This is a genomic window from Bacillus sp. RC242, assembly GCF_044908245.1.
GTDB classification, from domain to species: Bacteria; Bacillota; Bacilli; order Bacillales; family Bacillaceae_G; genus Bacillus_A; species Bacillus_A mycoides.
In genome coordinates, this window is the sequence record NZ_JBIYCZ010000020.1 from 45,128 (window position 1) to 67,806 (window position 22,679).

Annotated in this window: 23 protein-coding genes, 1 pseudogene and 1 riboswitch; of the genes and pseudogenes, 12 read left to right on the plus strand and 12 right to left on the minus strand. The window is 35.3% G+C overall.

The window, feature by feature from the left end:
• Positions 1-27: 27 nt before the first annotated feature.
• Positions 28-1,005 (minus strand): LacI family DNA-binding transcriptional regulator, encoded by a 978-nt coding sequence (locus tag ABH957_RS26610; protein WP_404449355.1) that lies wholly within the window; start codon positions 1,003-1,005, stop codon positions 28-30.
• A 305-nt stretch (positions 1,006-1,310) separates the two neighbouring features.
• Between ABH957_RS26610 and ABH957_RS26615 the strand changes: the two genes are divergently transcribed.
• Positions 1,311-1,403 (plus strand): DUF3948 family protein, encoded by a 93-nt coding sequence (locus ABH957_RS26615; RefSeq protein WP_012260201.1) that lies wholly within the window; start codon positions 1,311-1,313, stop codon positions 1,401-1,403.
• Positions 1,404-1,473: 70 nt separating this feature from the next.
• Here ABH957_RS26615 and ABH957_RS26620 read toward each other — a convergent pair whose 3' ends face one another.
• On the minus strand, positions 1,474-2,079 hold the full coding sequence (locus tag ABH957_RS26620) for a lysophospholipid acyltransferase family protein (protein ID WP_002063482.1): 606 nt from the start codon (positions 2,077-2,079) through the stop codon (positions 1,474-1,476).
• 337 nt (positions 2,080-2,416) lie between these two features.
• Here ABH957_RS26620 and ABH957_RS26625 point away from each other — a divergent pair, with 337 nt between their 5' ends.
• Positions 2,417-2,512: a DUF3948 family protein gene (locus ABH957_RS26625; protein ID WP_404457883.1), complete on the plus strand. Its 96-nt coding sequence runs from the start codon at positions 2,417-2,419 to the stop codon at positions 2,510-2,512.
• A gap of 69 nt (positions 2,513-2,581) precedes the next feature.
• Here ABH957_RS26625 and ABH957_RS26630 read toward each other — a convergent pair whose 3' ends face one another.
• Positions 2,582-2,722 carry a YrzO family protein gene (locus ABH957_RS26630; RefSeq protein WP_002063481.1) on the minus strand — a complete coding sequence of 47 codons (141 nt, stop codon included), beginning with the start codon at positions 2,720-2,722 and terminating at the stop codon, positions 2,582-2,584.
• Between the two features lie 21 nt (positions 2,723-2,743).
• Entirely contained in the window at positions 2,744-3,712 is a 969-nt protein-coding gene (locus ABH957_RS26635) for a DMT family transporter (RefSeq protein ID WP_404512561.1), read from the minus strand.
• Between the two features lie 127 nt (positions 3,713-3,839).
• On the opposite strand from ABH957_RS26635, the gene ABH957_RS26640 reads away from it, so the two are divergent.
• Together ABH957_RS26640 and ABH957_RS26645 are read left to right on the plus strand one after the other, a co-directional pair.
• Positions 3,840-4,706, plus strand: a complete 867-nt coding sequence (locus tag ABH957_RS26640; protein WP_002063480.1) for a LysR family transcriptional regulator — start codon at positions 3,840-3,842, stop codon at positions 4,704-4,706.
• Between the two features lie 427 nt (positions 4,707-5,133).
• Positions 5,134-5,214 (plus strand): annotated as a pseudogene (locus ABH957_RS26645) (DUF3948 family protein); the annotation flags it as partial.
• A 65-nt stretch (positions 5,215-5,279) separates the two neighbouring features.
• On the opposite strand, the gene ABH957_RS26650 reads toward ABH957_RS26645, so the two are convergent.
• On the minus strand, positions 5,280-6,227 hold the full coding sequence (locus tag ABH957_RS26650; protein WP_404449348.1) for a substrate-binding domain-containing protein: 948 nt from the start codon (positions 6,225-6,227) through the stop codon (positions 5,280-5,282).
• A gap of 134 nt (positions 6,228-6,361) precedes the next feature.
• On the opposite strand from ABH957_RS26650, the gene modA reads away from it, so the two are divergent.
• From modA to ABH957_RS26665, 3 genes are all read left to right on the plus strand, one after another.
• Positions 6,362-7,168 (plus strand): molybdate ABC transporter substrate-binding protein, encoded by an 807-nt coding sequence (gene modA / locus ABH957_RS26655; protein ID WP_404512563.1) that lies wholly within the window; start codon positions 6,362-6,364, stop codon positions 7,166-7,168.
• A gap of 5 nt (positions 7,169-7,173) precedes the next feature.
• Entirely contained in the window at positions 7,174-7,848 is a 675-nt protein-coding gene (gene modB, locus ABH957_RS26660) for a molybdate ABC transporter permease subunit (protein ID WP_002029397.1), read from the plus strand.
• Between the two features lie 297 nt (positions 7,849-8,145).
• Complete coding sequence (locus ABH957_RS26665; RefSeq protein ID WP_002009926.1) at positions 8,146-8,997, plus strand: GRP family sugar transporter; 852 nt, start codon at positions 8,146-8,148, stop codon at positions 8,995-8,997.
• 67 nt (positions 8,998-9,064) lie between these two features.
• Here the strand turns inward: ABH957_RS26665 and pnuC are convergent, their stop codons facing one another.
• Positions 9,065-9,715, minus strand: a complete 651-nt coding sequence (gene pnuC / locus ABH957_RS26670) for a nicotinamide riboside transporter PnuC (RefSeq protein ID WP_404449343.1) — start codon at positions 9,713-9,715, stop codon at positions 9,065-9,067.
• Between the two features lie 196 nt (positions 9,716-9,911).
• Here pnuC and proC point away from each other — a divergent pair, with 196 nt between their 5' ends.
• From proC to ABH957_RS26690, 4 genes are all read left to right on the plus strand, one after another.
• The gene (gene proC, locus ABH957_RS26675) at positions 9,912-10,715 is read left to right on the plus strand and encodes a pyrroline-5-carboxylate reductase (protein WP_002091431.1); all 804 of its coding nucleotides are present in this window, start codon (positions 9,912-9,914) and stop codon (positions 10,713-10,715) included.
• Position 10,716: 1 nt separating this feature from the next.
• Complete coding sequence (locus tag ABH957_RS26680; RefSeq protein WP_404512565.1) at positions 10,717-11,550, plus strand: aldo/keto reductase; 834 nt, start codon at positions 10,717-10,719, stop codon at positions 11,548-11,550.
• Positions 11,551-11,704: 154 nt separating this feature from the next.
• Positions 11,705-11,809, plus strand: a riboswitch (SAM riboswitch).
• A gap of 132 nt (positions 11,810-11,941) precedes the next feature.
• Positions 11,942-13,582: a peptide ABC transporter substrate-binding protein gene (locus ABH957_RS26685; protein ID WP_404512567.1), complete on the plus strand. Its 1,641-nt coding sequence runs from the start codon at positions 11,942-11,944 to the stop codon at positions 13,580-13,582.
• Positions 13,583-14,084: 502 nt separating this feature from the next.
• The gene (locus ABH957_RS26690; protein WP_404457888.1) at positions 14,085-15,725 is read left to right on the plus strand and encodes a peptide ABC transporter substrate-binding protein; all 1,641 of its coding nucleotides are present in this window, start codon (positions 14,085-14,087) and stop codon (positions 15,723-15,725) included.
• Between the two features lie 46 nt (positions 15,726-15,771).
• Here ABH957_RS26690 and ABH957_RS26695 read toward each other — a convergent pair whose 3' ends face one another.
• Positions 15,772-16,911, minus strand: coding sequence for a YhgE/Pip domain-containing protein (locus tag ABH957_RS26695; protein ID WP_404512569.1), 1,140 nt, complete (start codon positions 16,909-16,911; stop codon positions 15,772-15,774).
• A gap of 58 nt (positions 16,912-16,969) precedes the next feature.
• A complete protein-coding gene (locus ABH957_RS26700) occupies positions 16,970-17,551 on the minus strand; it encodes a TetR/AcrR family transcriptional regulator (protein ID WP_404457893.1) in 582 nt (193 codons plus the stop codon).
• 267 nt (positions 17,552-17,818) lie between these two features.
• Between ABH957_RS26700 and ABH957_RS26705 the strand changes: the two genes are divergently transcribed.
• Positions 17,819-18,286 carry a YusW family protein gene (locus ABH957_RS26705; RefSeq protein ID WP_012260194.1) on the plus strand — a complete coding sequence of 156 codons (468 nt, stop codon included), beginning with the start codon at positions 17,819-17,821 and terminating at the stop codon, positions 18,284-18,286.
• Between the two features lie 24 nt (positions 18,287-18,310).
• On the opposite strand, the gene ABH957_RS26710 is transcribed toward ABH957_RS26705, so the two are convergent.
• The 4 genes from ABH957_RS26710 to ABH957_RS26725 are packed head-to-tail and all read right to left on the minus strand — an operon-like array spanning position 18,311 to position 22,676.
• Complete coding sequence (locus tag ABH957_RS26710; RefSeq protein ID WP_404491860.1) at positions 18,311-19,921, minus strand: peptide ABC transporter substrate-binding protein; 1,611 nt, start codon at positions 19,919-19,921, stop codon at positions 18,311-18,313.
• A 13-nt stretch (positions 19,922-19,934) separates the two neighbouring features.
• A complete protein-coding gene (locus ABH957_RS26715) occupies positions 19,935-20,708 on the minus strand; it encodes an ABC transporter ATP-binding protein (protein ID WP_012260192.1) in 774 nt (257 codons plus the stop codon).
• Positions 20,705-21,715: an ABC transporter ATP-binding protein gene (locus tag ABH957_RS26720; protein ID WP_404512571.1), complete on the minus strand. Its 1,011-nt coding sequence runs from the start codon at positions 21,713-21,715 to the stop codon at positions 20,705-20,707. Before ABH957_RS26720 ends, ABH957_RS26715 begins: the two co-directional genes overlap by 4 nt.
• Positions 21,672-22,676: an ABC transporter permease gene (locus ABH957_RS26725; protein ID WP_404457900.1), complete on the minus strand. Its 1,005-nt coding sequence runs from the start codon at positions 22,674-22,676 to the stop codon at positions 21,672-21,674. The genes ABH957_RS26720 and ABH957_RS26725 overlap by 44 nt, the downstream gene beginning before the upstream one ends.
• Between the last annotated feature and the right edge of the window lie 3 nt (positions 22,677-22,679).

A 22,679-nucleotide genomic window follows, 5' to 3' on the forward strand; every position in this document is an offset into this window, starting at 1 on the left:
TGTGATTATACACATAACGGATTATGACTAAACTGTAGAACGTTCCACAAGTTTATATGGAATTTCCATCTTTTCTTGTTTAGAACCCTCATCACTTACTTGCCTATAAAACATTTCAAAAGCCGTCTTACCTATTCCCTTTAAATTTTGGTCAATGGTTGTCAGTTGTAAAACTTGAGAAATCGGTTGATTATCAAAACCAATAATCGCTAAATCCTCAGGAACTTCAATACCTAATTTTTCAACTTCTGTCATGATCCCAATAGCAACTTCATCTCCTGCCACTATTAATGCTTCAGGAGGATTCTCCATCTCCTTGAATTGATGTGCAACTCTTACACCATCTTCTAATGTAAAGCATTCTGTGAAAATCCAATCTTCCATCACTTCTTCATCTATTAATTGTAGCTGTTGTTTATAAGCATCAAAACGTTTCTTACTACTTGGCCCTAACTTTCTTCCCGTACAATATCCAATCTTCTTATAACCTTTTTCAATAAGGTAACTCATCCCTAATTGAAAGGCATTAAAATGATCTGTATATACACTCGATATGCTTTCAATATCATTATCCTCACAAGCAATAACCGCCCCATACGCTGCATAAGGCTCTATAGTTTCCCACTCATTAGCACGAGAACAAATGATAAGACCGTCTAGTTGCTTTGTTTTCAACATATGTAAACTTTTCATTTCTTCTTTTTTATTGTAGTTCGTTTGACAAAGAAGCACCCTGTAATTATGAGCTAACGCAACTTCCATCATTCCACCCACCATCGCATCAAAAGATGGATGATTAATATAAGGTAAAATCACGCCAACAATATTCGTCTTCCCTTTTGATAAATGCACAGCATTTGCATTTTGCGAGTAATTCAATTTCTCAACTATTTCTAAAACAACTTTCCTTTTTTCTTCACTTACATATGGATGATCATTTAATACCCTCGAAACAGTCGTAACTGAAACCCCAGCCATCTTTGCAATATCTTTAATATTAGCCATACACTCACCTCTACTTTTAACTTAATGAATCACATGAACATATGTCAAATCTTCTCATCATGACACTTTCATTCGTTTTTCTTACAAAAGTGTAATTTTCCTGTAAGCTAATTCGATAGTGACTCTCCGCAACATTTCATATAATTAAGTCAGAAACAGGGCAACAACCATTTGAAAAGGAGCGGATCTATATGATGAACAAAATGAAAACGAACAATTTCTTAAATACAATGAGCTTGGTATTTTCCGCTCTTATCGATGCAAAAGCTGTTGCTTCTACATTAAACAAGTAAGGAGAATGCATTATGAACAACATCACTTTTAATAAATTAGATTTTTTAGGACTAGCTAGCGGCACGGTTCTTCTTACTGCTTTCATTTACGCTGCTACACTATAACTTTGTGTCCCCTTTCCCCTTTATATAAATAATAATAGAAAAGACGACCGTCTATACCCGGTCGTCTTTTTTAGCTTTGATTCGGCTGCAAAACTTCCTTTAGTTCTTCAAACTTTGCATTTAATTCATCTGTCATCATCTTCATAGCCGTTTTTCGATCTATTTGTTCTTCAGCATCAATTTGAATTGGGTCTCCAAAAACTAATCGCGCTTTTTTTCCTTTTATCAATTCTTTTATACTTGATGGACCAACATAAGCTGCCGGTATTAACGGAACGTTAGAACGCATTGCAATCGTAACAGCCCCAGCTTTTAGTGAAACGTCTTCTGATGACCTCGTCCCACTCGGGAAAATCCCTACTACTTTTCCTTCTTTTAATAAACGTGATGGAATTTTTAATGTGCTTGGCCCTGGATTCGCACGGTCTACAGGGAATGCATTTACATTTTTAAAAAACCAATTTTTAAATTTCCCTTCAAACAATTCTTTTTTTGCCATGTAATGAATTTGGGTTGGGTACATTCCTGCCGCTAACATTAAAACATCCATAAAACTTGTATGTGTACACGCAACAACATAAGGGCCATCTTCCGGTAATTTCTCTCTCCCTTGTACTTCTACCTTCCCAGCCATTTTAAATATATATTTCAACGAAAATGTAATTGGTTTATACATTTGTTTCGTTCCTTTCTGAATATCCGAAGTATAATCATTTTCTTACAACGATTATAACACTAAGTTTTAGGAGTTGGTAATAAAAATAAGTATTTATTGTTAAATTTCAATTCTTACAAAAGTGTAATTTTCTTGTAAGCTAATTCGATAGTGACTCCCCCCCAATATCTTATACAATCAAGTTAGAAAGTAACAACAACCATTTGAAAAGGAGCGGATCTATATGATGAACAAAATGAAAACGAACAATTTCTTAAATACAATGGGCATGGTATTTTCCGCTCTTATCGATGCAAAAGCTGTTGCTTCTACATTAAACAAGTAAGGAGAATTTATAATGAATAACATGACTTTTAACAAATTAGATTTTTTCGGACTGGCTAGCGGCTCGATTCTTCTTACTGCTTTCATTTACGCTGCTACGCTTATATAACTTTGTGTCCCCTTTCCCCTTTATATAAATAATAATAGAAAAGACGACCGTCTATGCCCGGTCGTCTTTTTAATTTTTTCTTTCCTTCAAGTCTTTTAAAAGCTGTATCAGTTCAGCTTGTTGTTTTATATTTTTACGACCGTTTCGATTAATTGCTGCAAGCTCGCAGGCAACTCCAGCAGCAAAGAAAAACAATAAACTTTCTAACATATAAAATCCTCCAGTTGCCTATTAAACAGCTTGACGCAATTGCTTTTCTTGCAAAATTTGTTTATTTATATTTTCTTCTTTTCTCTGACAAACATTATTACGAATAAGCGCTGCAATAACAAATAATGTTCCTAATACATCAAATGTCGTTATCTTATATCCTTGTATCATCATAATAACTAAAGTAGTAATTGGCACAAAGTTAATAAATAAAATACCATTAATTGATGATAAGATTTTCACACCGTAGTTCCAAGCAAGTAGCGCTACAATACCTGGTAATGTCATCATAAATAATAAATCATATTTCACAATAGAAATCAATCCCATACTTGGGACTGAAACGTATCCAAGCGCCGTAATGATTACCGTTATAATTCCTGTGACAGCCGTACCAAATACACAGGTCAACGTAGAATAACGTAACGTAGACCAATCACTACACGTTTGACCACCCATCGTATAAATAACCCATCCTACAACACCAACAAATATAAATGCTAGTGAAAACATGTTATCTTTCAATGTTAAAAAGAAACTCATATCACCTTTTGTAATAACAAATACAGCTCCTACAAATGCGATAATCATGCTCGTTATCATATACTTCTTCGGCTTTATATTTTTATATCCCCATAAAATACAAATTGAAATCATCGGCATAAGCGCCTCCATAATAGAAGCTACCATCACACCTGATTTTCCCATTAACATTTGTCCTAGAAAAATTAATACATTATATACGGTAAACGCCATTGTTCCAAAAAAGACGAGTAACTTCCCTCTTCCTTCTAAGCGAAATGCTTTCTTTCCTTCTTTCATTAGCAATAATACAATCAGTACAATTGCTACGGCTCCATAGCGAATAAGTGAAAAATAAAATGGATCTATGTATTCTAGTGCATGATCAGCAACAGGAAACATTGCCCCCCATGACATACTTGCAACTAAACATGCCAACGCACCTATTATCATTTGACTTCTTCTCACCGCAATCCCTCACTTCTTTCTATTTGCACAAAGAGAATTGTAAAAGAAAAAATATATCACGTAAAATGATTCAAAATGATGTTAACTATCATTTATAATGATAGTTAACATCAAGGAGGAGCATAAAATGGAATTACGAGACTTACAAATCTTCCAGAGCGTTGCCGACCGCGGTAGTGTAAGCGGCGCAGCAAAGGAATTAAATTATGTACAATCAAATGTAACCGCACGTATTAAACAATTAGAAAACGAGCTGAAAACACCTCTCTTTTACCGTCATAAGCGAGGCATGACTTTAACAGCTGAAGGAAGAAAAATGCTCGTTTACGTTCATAAAATTTTGCAAGATGTTGAAGAGCTAAAACAAGTGTTTTTAGATAGTGAAACACCATCTGGCATATTAAAAATTGGTACAGTCGAAACAGTCAGTACATTGCCTACCATTTTGTCTTCTTACTACAAAAGCTATCCAAATGTCGATTTATCATTACAAGCTGGTCTAACGGAAGAACTTATTAGAGAAGTGCTCGATCACCAATTAGATGGTGCCTTTATATCAGGTCCTATTAAACATCCACTAATTGAACAATACGATGTTAGTACCGAGAAATTAATGCTTGTTACACAAAATAAAGCTTTTCATATAGAAGAATTTACTACGACGCCCCTACTCGTTTTTAATCAAGGATGTGGATACCGTTCCAAGCTTGAACGATGGCTTAAAGATGAAGGTTTGCTACCAAAAAGAATTATGGAATTTAACATATTAGAAACTATATTAAATAGCGTAGCGCTCGGTCTTGGGATTACACTCGTCCCCCAGTCTGCGGTGCAGCACCTTTCTACAGCAGGTAAAGTCCACTGCCATCCAATTCCGGAGAAATACGGCAGTATTTCAACTGTTTTCATACGCCGTAAAGATAGTTACATGACCAATTCGATGCGCAGCTTTTTAAAAACAATTAAAGAGCACCATCATATCAATATGCTTTAAAAGACATTCTTACATGAATGTCTTTTTTTCTTACAAAAGTGTAATCCTCCCGTAAGCTAATTCGATAGTTGCAGCCGGCCATATTTCATATAATTAAGACAGAAAGCAGGGCAACAACAATTCGAAAAGGAGCGGATACACATGATGAACAAAATGAAATCAAACAAATTTTTCAATACAATGGGCATGGTGCTATCCGCACTTGTCGATGCAAAAGCAGTTGCAACTACATTAAACAAATAAGGAGAGATTATGATGAACAACATTACCTTCAACAAATCAGACTTTATCCCGCATTAACGGGCAGTAAGACTCCCACTTCAAAATTCAGCGAAATCAAAGAAGTTAGGTTTGGGATCAACTGCCCGTAAAAGCCCGATTGGTGAGGGCTAATAATCAGCGAGGGATACCCCGCCCTCACTGATTAAAGTTTCACTTTATCGAACTTGCAAGTGGAGCAGCTCTTCTTACAGCTTTCATTTACACACTTGCTCAAAGTCTTATTTAACACTTTGTTTCCCCCAACCCCTTTATATATAGAAAAGGCTGCTCGTCTTATAGACAAGCAGCTTTTTAGTTTGTTTCATATATAATTTGGCCTGTTTTGCTTATATCATATCCACCAATTGCTTTTAATTCATTGTGAAACTCTTCAGATTGCAAAACCTCTTTTATAACCTCAATAAGTTCCTCATTTTCTCTATTCTTCAGAAGTACTAAATCATACTGTTCTTTCATTATTGGAATAAAGTCTACGTTCACAATTTGGGAAAACTTTTCTGATCCTACCCCAACATCAGCTTTTCCATTCGCGACTTGCGAGGCAACGCCAAGGTGATTCGATTCTTCCCATTCATACCCGTTAATATCTTCTTTACTTAATTTTTGAATTCGCAATTGCTCATCCACTAACACCCTAATACCAGAACCTTTTTCTCGATTTACAAATCGTATAGATGACTGAGCTAAATCAGCCCATGTTTTTATATTTTGTGGGTTCCCTTTTTGCACATAAAACCCAACATTTCTTGCTAATAAATTCATCATAATATATGGTTGTCCAACTAAAATACGTTTTACGTAAGGAACATTATATGTACCCGTTTCACCATCAAATAAATGTAAACTAACGACGCTTCCTTCTCCTTGGTACATCTTCACTAAACTCGTTAAACTACCTTGATACGCTCTCAATATATTAGAATTTGGCAATCGATTTTCTATATGCTTTGCCAACATATCTAACGTTAGTTCTTGACCACTAATGATGCGTGTATTCGAACTACTAATTTCATCCTTCTTTACAGGAGTAAATTGTACCTTCCCTGTTTTCATTTGCTTTATATATTGTTCTAAATCAGCTGCATCAATGCGCATTTGTCTACCAACCCTATAAGAAGGAAGTTCTCCTTTTTTAATTAGGTCGTATACAGTTAATTTTGATACTTTTAATCGCTTTGCTACTTCTTCCGTTGTGTAGGAATGATGATCCATAGACGATTCCTCACTTTCTTCCTTCATTGTAACAAAGAAAAGAATATTTCTCCTAGTTTTAAAAAACAACTATACCGTTCAAATTATATTCAATTATAACTAGTTATAATTAGTTATAATTAGTTATAATTAAATATATCAAAACAAAAGGGGATTTTTTTATGAATAAGTTTACATTACGATCCATTGGGGCACTTATACTTTCTTTTCTTCTTATATTTAGTGCTGCATGTACAAGCGGAGAAAAGAAAGAGAAATCAACTGCCAAAGAAGGAAAAACAGTAGAACTTACTATATCCGCTGCTGCAAGCTTACAAGATGCACTAAAAGAAATTGAAACAAAATATAAAGAAAAAGAACCTAATATTAAACTTTCTTTTAACTTCGGTGCTTCTGGTGCACTTCAACAACAAATTGAGCAAGGTGCACCTGCTGATTTATTCTTCTCTGCAGCAGAGGATAAATTCCAAACTCTTGTTAAAAAAGGATTTATTAATGAAAAAGAAGGGAAAAACCTTCTTGGAAATGAACTAGTTCTAGTCGTTCCAAAAGATAGTGCTCTTACAAAATTTCAAGATTTAAAGGGTGAGAAAATCAAGAAAATCGCACTTGGTACACCCGAATCTGTACCTGCAGGAAAATATGCAAAAGCTTCTCTCACATATGAAAATCTTTGGAATGACGTTCAAAATAAAATCGTATTTACAAAAGATGTTCGCCAAGTGTTAACATATGTAGAAACAGGTAATGTTGATGCTGGTATTGTATATAAAACAGACGCTCTCGTTTCAGAAAAGGTAAAAATTGTAGAAGCGGTAGCAGCTAATTCTCATGAGCCAATCCACTATCCTTTAGGTGTTATAAAGGAATCTAAGCATAAGAAAGAGGCGACTTCATTCTATGAGTATTTACAATCAAAAGATGCACAATCTATCTTTAAGAAATATGGATTTACAATCCTGCCATAATCGCTATGAGCTTTGATGCAATTTTGTCACCTGTCTTTCTATCCTTGCGAGTAGCTGCGTGCGCCACAATAATCGTTACGATCTTAGGAACGATTATTGGACGAGCATTAGCGCGCTCCTCGTGGCGATATAAAGTACTACTAGAAACTATTTTCTTATTACCAATGGTGCTTCCACCAACTGTTATCGGCTTTTTTCTAATTATCATTTTTGGAAATAACAGTCCCATTGGAAAGTGGATTGAATCATTATTTCAGCAGTCCATTATGTTTACATCTACTGCTGCTATCATTGCTTCTACAGTCGTTGCATTTCCGCTCATGTACCAATCAGCAAAAACAGGATTTTCTATCGCAAATGTACAAATTGAAGATGGCGCGCGCGATCTTGGTGCAAGTGAATATCAAGTTTTTCTACATGTTACACTCCCGCTTGCATTCCCCGCACTACTTAGCGGTATGATTTTAAGCTTTGTTCGCGCACTCGGTGAATTTGGTGCAACTTTAATGTTTGCAGGAAATATACCTGGCAAAACTCAGACGATTCCAACGGCGATTTATATGGCTATTGATGCGAGTAATATGCAACTAGCTTGGACACTTGTAATCATAACGATTAGTATGTCCCTTCTATTCTTACTATGCATTCAACTCATTAATAGAAGAATTACTACTTCTTAAAGCAACTTTCGACAAAAGTTGCTTTTTATTTCCCGAAAAATAAAATGATTTGATTAATAACTGAATTTTTCTCCTTATTTAAATATACATTTTATTTGAATTCACTTTCTAAAATAGGTAATTTCCTGTTATTATATGAAAGTGTTTCAAAAAATGAAGAAATGAAAACGCATTTATATCGTAAATTCTTCATCCTGTTTTAGCGATCGGTAATCTTCTACTCTATTAGTGGGGCATTACCGATCGTTAGAACGATATGTAATTATATTGGTATAGAAAACCGAAGGGAGTCTTGTAATGGACATTTTATTAGCGCTTCTTCCTGCAATCGCATGGGGAAACATCTTATTAGTAAGCGTAAAAATGGGCGGTGGTGCATATAGCCAAACGGTAGGTATGACAATCGGTGCTCTATTCTTCGCAACAACTATGTATGTATTTACTCAACCAACTTTAACAATGACAGTCTTGATTGTTGGCTTTATTTCAGGTTTATTCTGGGCTTTAGGACAAGTAAACCAATTAAAAACAGTTGAAAAACTAGGTGTTTCAACTACTGTAACTATTTCTACTGGTATGCAACTTGTTGCAACTTCTATCTTTGGAGTTATCGCTTTTCGTGAGTGGACTACTACTACAACGATTGTTCTGGGAACGATTGCAATCCTATTAATCGTAGTTGGTGTAGTATTCACATCACTAGATGATAAAGAAAATGCACAGCCACCAGGACAATTGAAAAAGGGACTTCTTACTTTAATTGTTTCTACTTTCGGTTATCTTGTATATGTAATTATTATTCGTTGGTATAACATTGATGGTTGGTCTGCGATTTTACCACAGGCAGTTGGTATGTTCGTTGGTGCGGTTGTACTGACGTCTAAACATAAACCATTTAACAAATATGCAATTCGTAATGCTGTATCTGGTTTACTTTGGGGAACAGGAAACTTATTCTTACTTCTTTCATTACCACGTGTCGGAGTAGCGACAAGCTTCCCATTATCTCAAACTGGAATCGTTATCTCAACATTCGGTGCGATTGTCTTCTTAGGTGAAAAGAAAACAAAACGTCAATTGATCTTTATTGCTCTAGGTAGTGTTTTAATTATCGGCGGCGCTGTATTGCTTGGTATGACAAAAGCATAAATTTATACTATATTTAAACCCCCTGAAACGTATATGCTTCAGGGGGTTTTTTGATTACAATTATTTTCTAAATATAATTATTTACACGTTCTCGCTCTTTATGGTTTTTCTTCCATTCTAGCAAGCCATCGATACATAAAAATAGATTAATAATAGCTAATACTAACATGACGTATAAGCCCGTTGAAATATAAATCACAATGCTAACTATGTTATACAAAATCCATAAATGCCAATTTTCTAAGATTTTTCGGCTCAGCATAAATTGAGCTACTAATCCTAATACAGCGTTTAAAGCATCTAAATATGGACTTGTCGATTCTAAATAACGGACTTGATAATATCCCCAACCAATCCAAGCAACTAAAATAAAAAGTATATAAATAATCCATCCTTTCAAATCTAAGCGGACTGTCGGTTTTACCTTCTCCTCCCCACTACACGCAATCCAGTAATACCAACCGTACACATTAAATATAAATTGGAAGGCTGCTAATACTGCCATTGCGTATAAGCCTTGTGTAGTGAAAATATACAGAAATACCGCAACTGTAATCATCCCAAATAAAAAGTTTGATACCTTTTCCCTTGCAAGTAACCAAACATTAATAATCCCCATAACCGATGCGAAAATTTCAATATAACTTGATCGGATATAGAATCCAACTAATATGCAAATAATACTAGAAATGAGTAAAAAAAGTGGACTTCTAACCATATTTATCTCTCCCCAGATATGTAATAAACTCCCTATCAACAGTATAAGAAATAACTCTTATACTTACTATAAATTTTCTCCTGTAAAACTCCCCACTCATCTATTCCACTTACGATAAGCCGTTTCTTTTTACAAAATTCTCTTAAAAATGGTATCGTTTTTTATAACATATTCTCATCAGAAAGGAATAAAGGATATGCCTAATAAACATCGAATTTTATTTATTGGTGCCGGTCGTATGGCAGAAGCTATATTTGCTGGACTACTTACAACAAGTAAAGAATACATCGAAGAAATTATTGTTTCCAACCGAAGTAACATAGAAAAACTAACGCAATTACAAACTCAATATGATCTATCGATTACAACAGATTGGAAACAGCATATTAAATCTGTAGATACAATCGTTTTAGCAATGCCGCCTGTCGCACATGAACAGCTATTAGCGGATCTATCCCCTCTTCTAACTAATCAATTTGTCGTGACAGTTGCTGCCGGAATCGGACCATCTTATCTAGAAGAAAGACTTCCCCAAGGGACACCTGTTGCTTGGATTATGCCAAATACAGCTGCTGGAATTGGAAAGTCTATCTCCTTATATACGACGGGACATTCTGTAGATGAAACACATCAAGAAACGTTACAACTTCTTTTAAAAGGTATCGGTACCTCACAGTTTTGTACCGAAGAGGAAGTTCACCAACTTACCGCAGTTACTGGTAGTGCACCCGCTTTTCTCTATCACTTTGCTGAAGGGTTAATTGAAGCAACGAAAAGCTATGGTATTGATGAGGAAACAGCAAAACACCTTGTCATTCAAATGATTGCTGGCTCTGCCGCTATGCTCCAGCAAAATCAGGATCCAGCTATGCTCCGCGAACAAGTAACAACACCAGGAGGTTCAACGGCTGAAGGCTTAAAAGTTCTATATGAAAATAATTTTTCAGAAGTCATTCAACAAGCAGTTGAAGCGACCAATAAAAAAGCTAGGGGGAATTAATATGACTTTAACAAGTTTAAACGACTATACAACATTACATAACGGCGTGAAAATGCCTTGGTTCGGCTTGGGTGTTTTTAAAGTTGAAGATGGTACAGAAGTAATTGATTCTGTAAAAGCAGCTATAAAAAATGGATACCGTAGTATCGATACTGCTGCGATATATAAAAACGAAGAAGGCGTTGGACAGGCAATTCAAGAATCTGGTATTCCTCGTGAAGAGTTATTCATCACTTCAAAAGTGTGGAATAGTGATCAAGGTTACGAGTCAACACTACAAGCATTTGAAACTACATTAGAAAAAATAGGTCTAGAATATTTAGATCTATATTTAGTACATTGGCCTGTAAAAGGAAAATACACTGAATCATGGAAAGCTTTAGAGCAGCTTTATAAAGATGGTCGTGTTCGTGCTATCGGTGTGAGTAATTTCCATATTCACCATTTGCAAGACGTATTTGAAATTGCAGAAATTAAACCAATGGTTAACCAAGTGGAATACCACCCACGTTTAGCACAAGAAGAATTACATGCCTTCTGTAAAGAACATAACATCCAGCTTGAAGCTTGGTCACCATTAATGCAGGGGCAGCTACTTAATCACCCAACATTACAAGAAATCGCTACGAAATATAATAAATCGACTGCACAAGTTATTTTACGTTGGGATCTACAAAATGAAGTTGTAACAATCCCTAAGTCTATTAAAGAACACCGCATTATTGAAAATGCAAACATCTTTGACTTTGAATTAAGCTCGGATGATATGAAAGCAATTCAAGCTTTAAATGAAAATCATCGCGTTGGTCCAGATCCTGATAACTTTAACTTCTAGTAGGGAAACCACTGCCATATGCAGTGGTTTTTTTATTTTTAATAAAACTGAAAATTTAAACTGTATTCCATTTGATTGACACTTCATTATCTAAGGTGTAAGATTTTGAATTATCAAAGAAACACAAAAATTAATAAAATTTATTTGTTTACTCATTGTATCAAGAGAGGTGGAGGGACTGGCCCTTTGAAACCTCGGCAGCAGGTTCATTTTGAATACTGTGCCACTTCCTGCAAGCTTTGTGCTTGAAAGATAGAATGAGGGACTTCGTTTATATACGGGTGCATAACTTGTACGTAAAAATCCCTCTTTCTCAATACGAAAAGAGGGATTTTTTATTTTTCATTTCCCTCATCATCATCCAAACTTAATTATTTAGGAGGAAAATCAAATGAAAAAGAAGTTTGTACCCGGTATTGCATCAGTTGTAGGAGTAAGTATTTTATTAACTGGTTGCGGTAGTTATAAAAACGAAGCGAGCGGAGCAAATGCAAAAGACGAGGCACCTAGTAAACAGGTTTTAAACTTATCTTCACCTACCGAAATACGAACAATGGATACGGCTCGTGCTACAGATACTGATTCTGGTCAAGTAATGAGAAACGTATTTGAAGGTTTGTATAATCTTAGCGAAGGTAACAAGCCTGTCCCTGGCGTTGCAAAATCTCATGAAATAAATGGCGATAAAACGAAATACACATTCCATTTACGAGATTCAAAATGGTCAAACGGCACTCCTGTTACAGCGAAAGATTTTGTCTTCGCTTGGCAAAGAGCTGTCGATCCAGCAACAGCCTCTGAATATGCATTTCTATTCTTTGATATTAAAAATGCAACAAAAATTAACAACAAAGAACTTCCTGCCGATCAACTTGGTATAAAAGCAGTTGATGACCATACGTTTGAAGTAGAATTAGAGCGCCCTGTTCCGTATTTTATTAGCTTAACGGCGTTCCCAACATTTCTACCAATCAACGAGGAATTCTTTAAAGCACAAGGTGATAAGTACGCTTTAGAAGATAACAAAATCTTATACAACGGAGCTTTTACACTAAGCGATTGGAAGCATGAACAAAGCTTTAAATTTAAGAAAAACCCTACCTATTGGGATAAAGATAATGTCAAACTCGAAGAAATCAATTTCAACGTTGTGAAAGAAAAATCAACAGAAATAAATTTATTCGAATCCAAACAATTAGACCGTATAAAACTAACATCTGACTTCGTTGATAAATATAAAAAGGATGCTAACTTTAAAGAACGCCCGAACGTAGGCGTACAGTTTTTACGTATGAATCAACAAAACAAAGTACTTCAAAACGTTTCTGCACGCCAAGCAATCGATCAAACAATTGATCGAAAATCCTTTGTAAATACATTATTAAATGATGGCTCTACACCAACCTTTAGTCTCGTGCCGAAAAACTTTGCAAAAGGGCCTGATGGAAAAGACTTCCGTACTGCAAACGGCGATTTAACAAAAGTTGATACAACATCTGCACAAGAATTATGGAAGAAAGCAAAAAAAGAACTTGGTTCTGAAAAGATAACATTAGAATTATTAACAAGTGATGGTGACCTTGAGAAGAAAACTGGTGAATTCCTAAAAGGGCAACTAGAAAAGAATTTAGATGGCTTAACAGTAAATATAAAACCGCAACCACGTAAACAACAAGTTTCACTCTTATTAAAAGGTGACTACGAGATTGGAATTGACGGTTGGAGCCCTGACTTTGCTGATCCAATTACATTCCTTGAACTATTTACGACGAATAACCCTTACAACTTAGATCATTACTCTAATAAAGAGTTTGATGACACAATTGAAAAAGTTAAAACTACTTTGGCTGGTGATGAAAAAGCTCGCTGGGAAGCGTTACTAGCATCAGAAAAAATCTTATTTAAGGACTCTGTTATCGCTCCTCTTTACCAAAAAGGAGAATCTTATCTAGAACGTTCTTATGTAAAAGGAATTGTGCAAGTAGACTTCGCAGGCCAGTTAAACTTCAAGTGGGCAAAAATCGAAAAATAAAGTGAAACTTTAATCAGCCCTCACCAATCGGGCTTTTACGGACAGTTGCCCCCCCCTTACTTCTTTGCTTTCACTGAATTTTGAGGTGAGGATCTTACTGCCCGTTAATGCGGGATAAAATGCAACTTAGATCATTGTGTTCCCACCCACACCCATTGTTTTTTTAGCAAAATATATTAAAAGCGGATTCCCTAATATGAGGAAATCTGCTTTTAATATATATTATTCCAAGAAATTAACACTCCACTTTTTATTATTGACATATAGTTCTTTCTAGTGTTAATATTCTAAATAATCAAAGAGACGAAATATTTAACCATCAAAATGTAATGTCTACAAAGTTGAAACATATAACGTCAGATTATAGTTCAACATGTATATACATATAGAACACCTGATTACCTATATACACATATTTATAATAGGTTTTCTCTTCTGTAGCTACACTTCAAGACATGGACATTATGGCGTTACGAACAACACATTTAGGGAGGAAAGAACAATGAAGAAAAAAGTTGTACCTGTTGTTGCATCTGTTTTAGGGGCAAGTCTACTACTAACTGCTTGCGGGGGAAATAAAGATAATGCAGGCGGAGCAAAAGCGAATGATAAAGCACCTGATAAACAAGCGATTAACTTATCATTTGCTTCAGAAATTCCAACAATGGATGTTGCAAGAGCAACGGATGGGGAATCCATGAACGTAATGCGAAATGTTTTTGAAGGTTTATATGCAATAGGAGAAGATAATAAACCGATCCCTGGTGTCGCTGAGTCGGTTGACATTAGTTCAGACAAAACAAAGTATACTTTCCATCTTCGTGATTCAAAATGGTCAAACGGTACTCCTGTAACAGCAAAAGACTTTGTATTCGCTTGGCAACGTGCCGTAAACCCTGAAACAGCAGCTGAATATGCATTCTTATTCTTTGATATAAAAAATGCGAAACAAATAAATCAAAAAGAAGCAGCGATCGATCAATTAGGCGTTAAAGCTCTTGACGATAAAACTTTAGAAGTACAACTGGACCGCCCTGTTCCCTACTTCTTAAGCTTAACGACATTCTCAACATTCTTACCAATTAATGAAGACTATTTAAAATCTCAAGGCGATAAATACGGTTTAGAAACAAATCATTTAATTTACAATGGTGCTTTCACATTAGATAACTGGAAACATGAACAAAGCTTCCAATTGAAGAAGAACCCTAACTATTGGGATGCTAAAACTGTAAAACTAGAAGAAATCAACTTCAATGTCGTTAAAGATAAATCTACAGAAGTTAACTTATATGATTCAGGACAAATTGATCGCGTTGCTTTAACTGCGGAGTTTGTTGATAAGTATAAGAACGATACCAACTTCAAGGAACGTGCTGAAGTCGGTATCCAATTCTTACGACTAAATCAGAAAAATGCAGTATTAAAAAATCAACATGCACGCCTCGCTATTAACGAAGCAATGAATAAAAAAGCGTACGTAGAAACAATTTTAAATAACGGTGCAATCCCAGCAGAAGGAATGGTTCCTGCGAAATTCGCAAAAAGTCCAGACGGTAATGACTTCCGTAAAGAGAATGGAAATCTAGTCAAAGATGATGTGAAATCTGCAAAAGAAAACTGGAAAAAAGCGAAGCAAGAACTTGGTACTGACAAAGTAACAATTGAACTATTAACAAGTGATAATGCTTTAGCTAAGAAAACTGGTGAATATTTAAAAGGTGAATTAGAAAAGAATCTAGATGGATTAACAGTGAATTTAAAACCTCAACCACGTAAACAACAGTTAAAGCTACTATTAAGTGGTGATTACGAAATCGGAATCGATGGCTGGGGTCCTGACTTCGCGGATCCTATTACATTCTTAGATCTATTCACAACAGATAGTGCTTATAACTTCGATAAATACTCTAACAAAGAGTACGACGAGCTTATTCGTAAAGTAAAAACTGATTTAGCTGGTGATGAAAAAGGTCGCTGGGAAGCAATGAAGCAAGCTGAAAAAATCTTATTACAAGATGGTGCTGTTGCTCCTTTATACCAACAAGGTCGTTCTTACCTACAACGCGGATTTATTAAAGGACTTGTAACAACTGACTTCGGCGGTGAATTTAACTACAAGTGGACAGAAGTTGCAAAATAATAAACGCTAGTAAAAAAGGTATCCCACGAAGGATACCTTTTTTACTTTATGCTTCTTTAACTACAGAACTTCTCCTCTTTACTATCCCTTTTATACCTATAGTGATTCCCGCTACCAATTGTGTAACTAGTATAATAAGTAATAATGAAATAATATTTTCCTCTAAACTAATTCCACCGAATATTATTGTATAATAACCATTTGCTGCGTATGTTGCGGGAAATAATTCACCGATCGTTTGATATGTTTTAGAAAGCATTGCATGTGGTACGATTACACCTGAACTTACAAGTTGTAACGATAGCGAGATAATATTAAAAATCATACCTGCATTTCCGAAAACAGTTATGAACATTTGTGTTAATGAAAGAAATGCGAAGAAGACTATTGCTTGAAACATCAATATACTCCATACTGTTTCATGCATTTCAATTTGAAATCCTTCCATCAAGCCAATTGTAATACATGCAAGTAAAATTGATACTGTACCGTTAATGATTTGTCTTGATACGAAATTACTCCAACCGTTCTTTACTTCCTTTGCCACTTTCGATAATTCCATACTCATAATCATTGCTCCTACAAATGAAGCTAATACAATCATAAGTGGTACCATATTAACGGAAAATCCTTTTGCATCATTTACTTTATGAACTGTAAAGCCAATTGAATCTTCTGTTAAGCCTTTCATCACTTCTACATTTTCATATCCTACAGCTTGTAATTTTCCAACAATCTCTTGTTTTTTATAACTTGCTATCTCTTTATTTACGTTGTCTCGAATTTGTTTTGCTGCTCCTTCCATCATTTGTTTCGCCATCATGGCATTCGCTTGATTAATGTGGAAGTTTAAATTTGTTTTTCCCGCTTCATTTATATCTTTTGAGAAAGAAGCGGGAATTTCAATAATCATATCGTATGCATGATTGTTCATTTTCTCTTTGGCTTTTTCCATAGACGTTTCTTTTTCTGCTTGAAACGGTAAATTTTTCCGTAAACCTTCCGCCATTTTACTACCTATATTTGCATCCCCATTTACAATCGCAATACGCATTTGATCGGCCCGTTCATCCACTCCATCGTATGCTGTTAACCACACACAAAAGAAAATAAGTTGGAACGATAATGCAACTACCATTCCTACATACGTACCCGGTCGTTTTAAAAACTGTTTTAATGTATCCATCTTCTCAATCTCCTAATCGGCAAGCAAGTACACACTTGCATTTCATTTCAAATAAATACTAGGGTCTCAATGCCCTAGCATATAAGATGATATTATTCTCAATAAAATTCTCATTATCAATTTCTGTCAGTCGATTTGCAAATCGTAATTTAGATAAGAAATAACCAAAATTGATCCATATAAAATTCATTACTTGTGCTTCAATATTCGTATCAATAATCTTGCCCTGTTCCTGCATCTTTGCAAAATAAATCATTAATTCCGTTTTTAATCCTTGTGGTATTTTTGCAATTTCCTCGTCTAATTCAGGGAATTCCCCAGCCTCACGTATACCAATAGAGATAATATCTTTTGCTTCATTCAAAAATTTATGATAATGCCTTGCTAAGTTTTTCAAATCCGTTTCTAATTCCCATACAATCTCTGTTTGCAAAAACTGTTTTAAATGTGGTACATATGAAAATTCAGCAACTGCGGCTTCAATAACACCCTTCTTACTTTTGAAATTGCGAAATATCGTTACTTCATTGACACCCGCACGCATTGCAATTTCCTTCGTTGTCGCCGCTTTATATCCTTTTTCTTTCACTAATTCAACTGCTGCTTGAATGATTTTTTCTGCTGTCTTTGAGCGCGCCATAAAGTCCTCTCTTCCTCATGCAAGTGATCACTTACATTTTGATTATATTACTTTTCTAATAATTGTCAATAATTCTCTTTCGCTTCTTTTTGTATTTCAGTACCTCCTCACAACTTCAATTTACCATATACATACAAATTCTTTTTGATTTAAATTGTGGACTAATCCTTGAAGCTATAAGAAAATAATTTATTTTCATCACATACATAATTACATGAAATTAGGAAAAACTTGTATAGAACAAATTTACATAAGGAGGAATTTATAATGAGAATTTTACTATCAATTTTATTAGCTCTTATGCTAGTACCTGCATTAACAGGATGTAAAGCTCCTGCAAAAGAAGATACAACTTCTAATAAGAAAACGACTGAAGAAGCAAAAAATGAGGCTCCTGCAGATTTAAAACTAAACTTTAATGAATTTGATTTAAAGGCAGACTATCAAGATACAAAGAAAGACTACGAAGCTGATTATAAAAATGTAGCAGCCGATAAAAAAATGGAAGCAAAAGTTGAAGACCATAAAGCAGATGTAAAATTAACAGGCGACGAGGCTATTACAAAATTAAGCCCACTTCTACAAGAGTTGAAATTTGATAAAGATACTCCTGACCAAGAAGTAATTGATCAAGTAGTAAATGTATTCAAACTTGATAAAGACTATCAAAAATTCGCTTTAGAAGTTATCTTCTCTGATGGAACGAAAAAAGAATATAAGAAAGAAATAAAATAAAGAAGTAGGCAATTGCCTACTTCTTTATTTTTTAATTTTTACGTATCTTAGTTCTGGACTAGAACCAATAATGAATTGGACGCCAGATACTGATGATTTTTGCAAATACGAAGCACTTGGGAAAATAATTGGGATCAATGGTGTTTCATCAAACATAATGTCTTCTGCTTTATGCAATATATCAAAACGTTTATTTTCATCTTGTTCTGTTTTTGCTTGATTAATTAAATTATCAAATTCTTTATTGTACCACTTCGCATAGTTGCTCGGACCATCACCTGCATATAATTCTAAACGGGCACTAGGGTCTAAGTTAGAACCTCCCCACCCCATATAAGCTAATTGGAAATCACTTTGCTTGTATGTGTCGATGTAACTCTTCCACTCTTTATTTTCTAATTTAATATCTACACCAAGGTTTTTCTTAAACATTTCTTGCATTGCTTCTGCTACTTTTTTATGTTGTGTATCTGTAGTGAATTTTAATGTTACTTCAGGTAATGTAGACCATCCTTGCTCTTTCATGCCTTCTTCTAATAATTTTTTCGCTTCCGCTGGATCAAATTTTACGTAATCGCCTTTTTCTTTACGGAAATCACGGCCGCCTTGTGTTTTTGCCCCTTCTGGAACAAAAGCATATGCTTCTTGTGCATTATTTTTATACAGTTTTTCAACGATAAACTTACGATCAACCGCTAATGAAAATGCTTTACGTACTTTTGCATTTGTAAACGGCTCTTTTTCTACGTTAAACGAATAAATATAAGATGAGAATCCTGCAACACGCTTATATTCTTTATTTCCTTTTTCTTTCTCAATCATCTCTTGTGGTAAACCACTTAGTAAATCTAATTCTTTTGATTTAAATAATTGATACGCTGTTTTAGAGTCTGGAATAATACGAAACTCAATTTCTTTTAATGTTACCTTTTTATTATAGTATTCTTTATTTTTTTGTACTGTAATTGCTTGGTTATGCTTCCATTCTTTTAACGTGAATGGTCCGTTCGTAATTAACTCTTTTGGGTCTGTTTTTAATTTATTATTATCATCAATTGATTTTTTAGATAATGGAATAAATAATGAACTTGCTAGCTTTTGTTTGAAAGAAGCAACTGGATATTCAAGTGTTACTTTTAACGTTTGAGGATTAACCACTTGAATCCCAACTTGTCCCTCTTCACCTTTTCCAGTATTATATGCCTCTGCACCTTTAATAAAATACATTTCTGTCGCATTCATAGAACCCGTTTTCGGATTTAATAATCGCTTCCATGCAAACTCAAAATCATTTGCTGTAATAGGAGAACCATCTGACCATTTAATATCTTTCTTTAGATGAATTGTATATTCAGTCCCATCAGCATTTACTTCTTCTTTATCCGCTAACTCATTATGGATTTTCCCATTGTTATCCTCAGTATATAAACTTGAAAATAAGTTCCCAATTACATATCTCGAAGTAGTATCTGTCGCAATGGCAGAATCAAGCGTATACGGATCACTGCTAATATTCGTTACTAATCGATCCCCGTCTCCCTTACCAGCACTCGCCTTTTGCGTCTCTTTCTTACCGCAAGCAACAGAAGTGATCGCTAAAACAGTCATAATGACAAATAATAAAAACTTCTTCATCCTACATTCTCCTTTAACCTGAAATTTTTGGTGTTGATGCTAATAATGTTTTTGTATAAGAATGTTGTGGATTACGGAATACTTCGTCCGTATATCCAAATTCAACAAGTTCTCCTTTGTATAAGACAGCCACTTTTTCACATAAATAGTGAACCATCGGTAAATCATGTGCGATAAATAAATATGTATAGCCTTGTTCCTTTTGAATCTTTTGCAGCAAATGTATAATTTGGATTTGCAGCGAAACATCTAATGCTGAAATTGGTTCATCAAGGATTAATACTTCTGGCTCACATAATAGCGCTCTTGCAATGGCAATACGTTGACGTTGTCCACCGCTAAATTCGTGGGGATAACGATCAATATATCGTCTATCTAATCCAACACGCTCTAGTGCATCACCTGCGACTTTATCTTTCAATCCTTTATCGCCTAAACCGAATGAAATATAGCCTTCTGTTACAATATCGCGTACTTTCCAGCGCGGATTTAATGCAGCTGTGGAATCTTGAAAAATGAACTGTACTTTCTGCAAGAAATCCCGCTTATGAGCTGACTTCAGCTTGTGAACAACTTGACCGTTATAATCAATTTCACCAGACGTTGGACGCTCGATCCCAGCTATGAGCTTACCAAGTGTTGTCTTTCCAGAACCACTTTCTCCAATAATGCCAAGCGTTGTTCCTTTTGGGATAGAAAGTGATATACCTTTTAACGCTACGATTTCTTTATTTTTACTTCCATACGTTTTCGTTACTTGCTTTACAGTAATTAAATCTGTCGTCATGAGGCATTCACCCTCTCTTTTGGTTTCGCTTTATTATGCTCCAGAATATGCTGCCAGCAATGTGAACTATGCTCCTCAGAATATGTTGTTCTCTTTGGGAAGCGATGAATACATTCTTTTATCGCTACAGGACAACGATTCACAAACGGGCATCCAAAACTATTTAACGTTTCAATTGAAGGCGTTGTTCCCTCAATTGCTCTAAGTACCTTTTCTGAATCATCCATATTGGGAATTGCTTGCAATAAACTTTTTGTGTAAGGGTGCTTAGGTGAGCCAATTACTTCTTGAATCGTTCCTTTTTCAACAACACGTCCCCCGTACATAACTACTACTCGGTCAGCTACTTCACGTACAAGTGCCAAATCATGTGTAATTAATAAAATACTCGTATTTTGTTTTTCCTTTCTTTCTTTTAACAACTCCATAATTTGCTTTTGAATCGTTACATCTAATGCTGTTGTAGGTTCATCTGCAATAACGAGCTTCGGGTGACAAGCAAATGCAATTGCTAAACAAATACGCTGCCTCATACCCCCACTCAACTGATACGGGTATTGTTCAAAGCGTTTCTCTGCTTCATGTATCCCTAAATCATTTAGTAAGTTAATTGCAATTTCTTTTGCCTCTTTTTTCGATTTCTTTTCATGCTGCACAATTACTTCTGTAATTTGTCTTCCCACCCTCATCGTCGGATTTAAAGATGAAAGCGGGTCTTGAAAGATAAAGGAAATATCTTTCCCGCGAATTTGATTCCATTCTGATTCTTGTAAATCCGTTAATTCCTTTGATTGGAAAGATATATTTCCATCATCAATATGAATCGATTCTTGATTTAAGCCAATAATTGATTGTGCTGTAACACTTTTCCCTGAACCACTTTCTCCGACAAGTGCAACTATTTCACCTTCGTTAATAGAAAAGGAAACATGCTTCACAATTGCTTGCTTACTATTCTCTTTTTCAACGGCCAACGTTACGTTTTCTAAAGATAAGATTTGTGCCATGTTTTTTCTCCTTTCGATTACGTTTTACGATTTTCGGATCAATCGCATCTTGCAAACCATCACCAATCGCATTAAATGCGAACATGATGAGTGCAATCATGATTGCCGGGAAGAAAAGTTGCCACCACTCTCCGCTTAGTAATGTCCCGAGTGCATCGTTTGTCATCGTGCCCCAGCTCGCTGCTGGTGATTGTACTCCAAGTCCGATAAAACTTAAAAATGATTCTGAGAAAATAGCTGCTGGAATTGTAAATGATAAATTTACGATAATAATCCCTGTTAAGTTTGGAATTAAATGTCCGTATATAATTTTCATATGAGGTGTACCTAATCGCTCTGCTGCAATAACAAATTCTCTTTGTTTCAATGAAAGTACTTGCGCTCGAATGAGACGTGCCATGCCAATCCATCCCGTTAACGCAAGAGCTATAATAATTGTAAAAAGTCCTGGTTTCATAATGATTAGTAGTAAAATAACAATCAGTAAATATGGGATACCGTATAACACTTCAATCCCTCTTATAATCCACTCATCAATTAACGTTCCAAGACGATTACGTCCTCTCACATATCCACTAAAGCCACCGATAAGTACACCAAGCCCTATATCAAGAGCTGCTGCTACCAATCCAACTGTTAATGAAATTTTCCCACCAGCCCAAGTACGCGCCCAAATATCTCTCCCTAAATCGTCTGTTCCGAACCAATGCTCACTACTAGGCGGTAAATTAGTTGCTTCTTTTACTTGTTCACTCGCAGTAAATGGCGTTAAACTTTCGCCAATAAGCGAGAAAACAATAATTAGTAATAACGTCACTGCCCCTAAAACTGCTATAGGGTTTGATATAAACTTGCGAAACACTTCCTTTTTCCGGCTAATCGTTTGCTGATCTTTATTTATCGTTAATTCTTTTTTCTCTTCATTCGTTAATAACTGGTCATTAATGTCATAAGCCCCCATTTA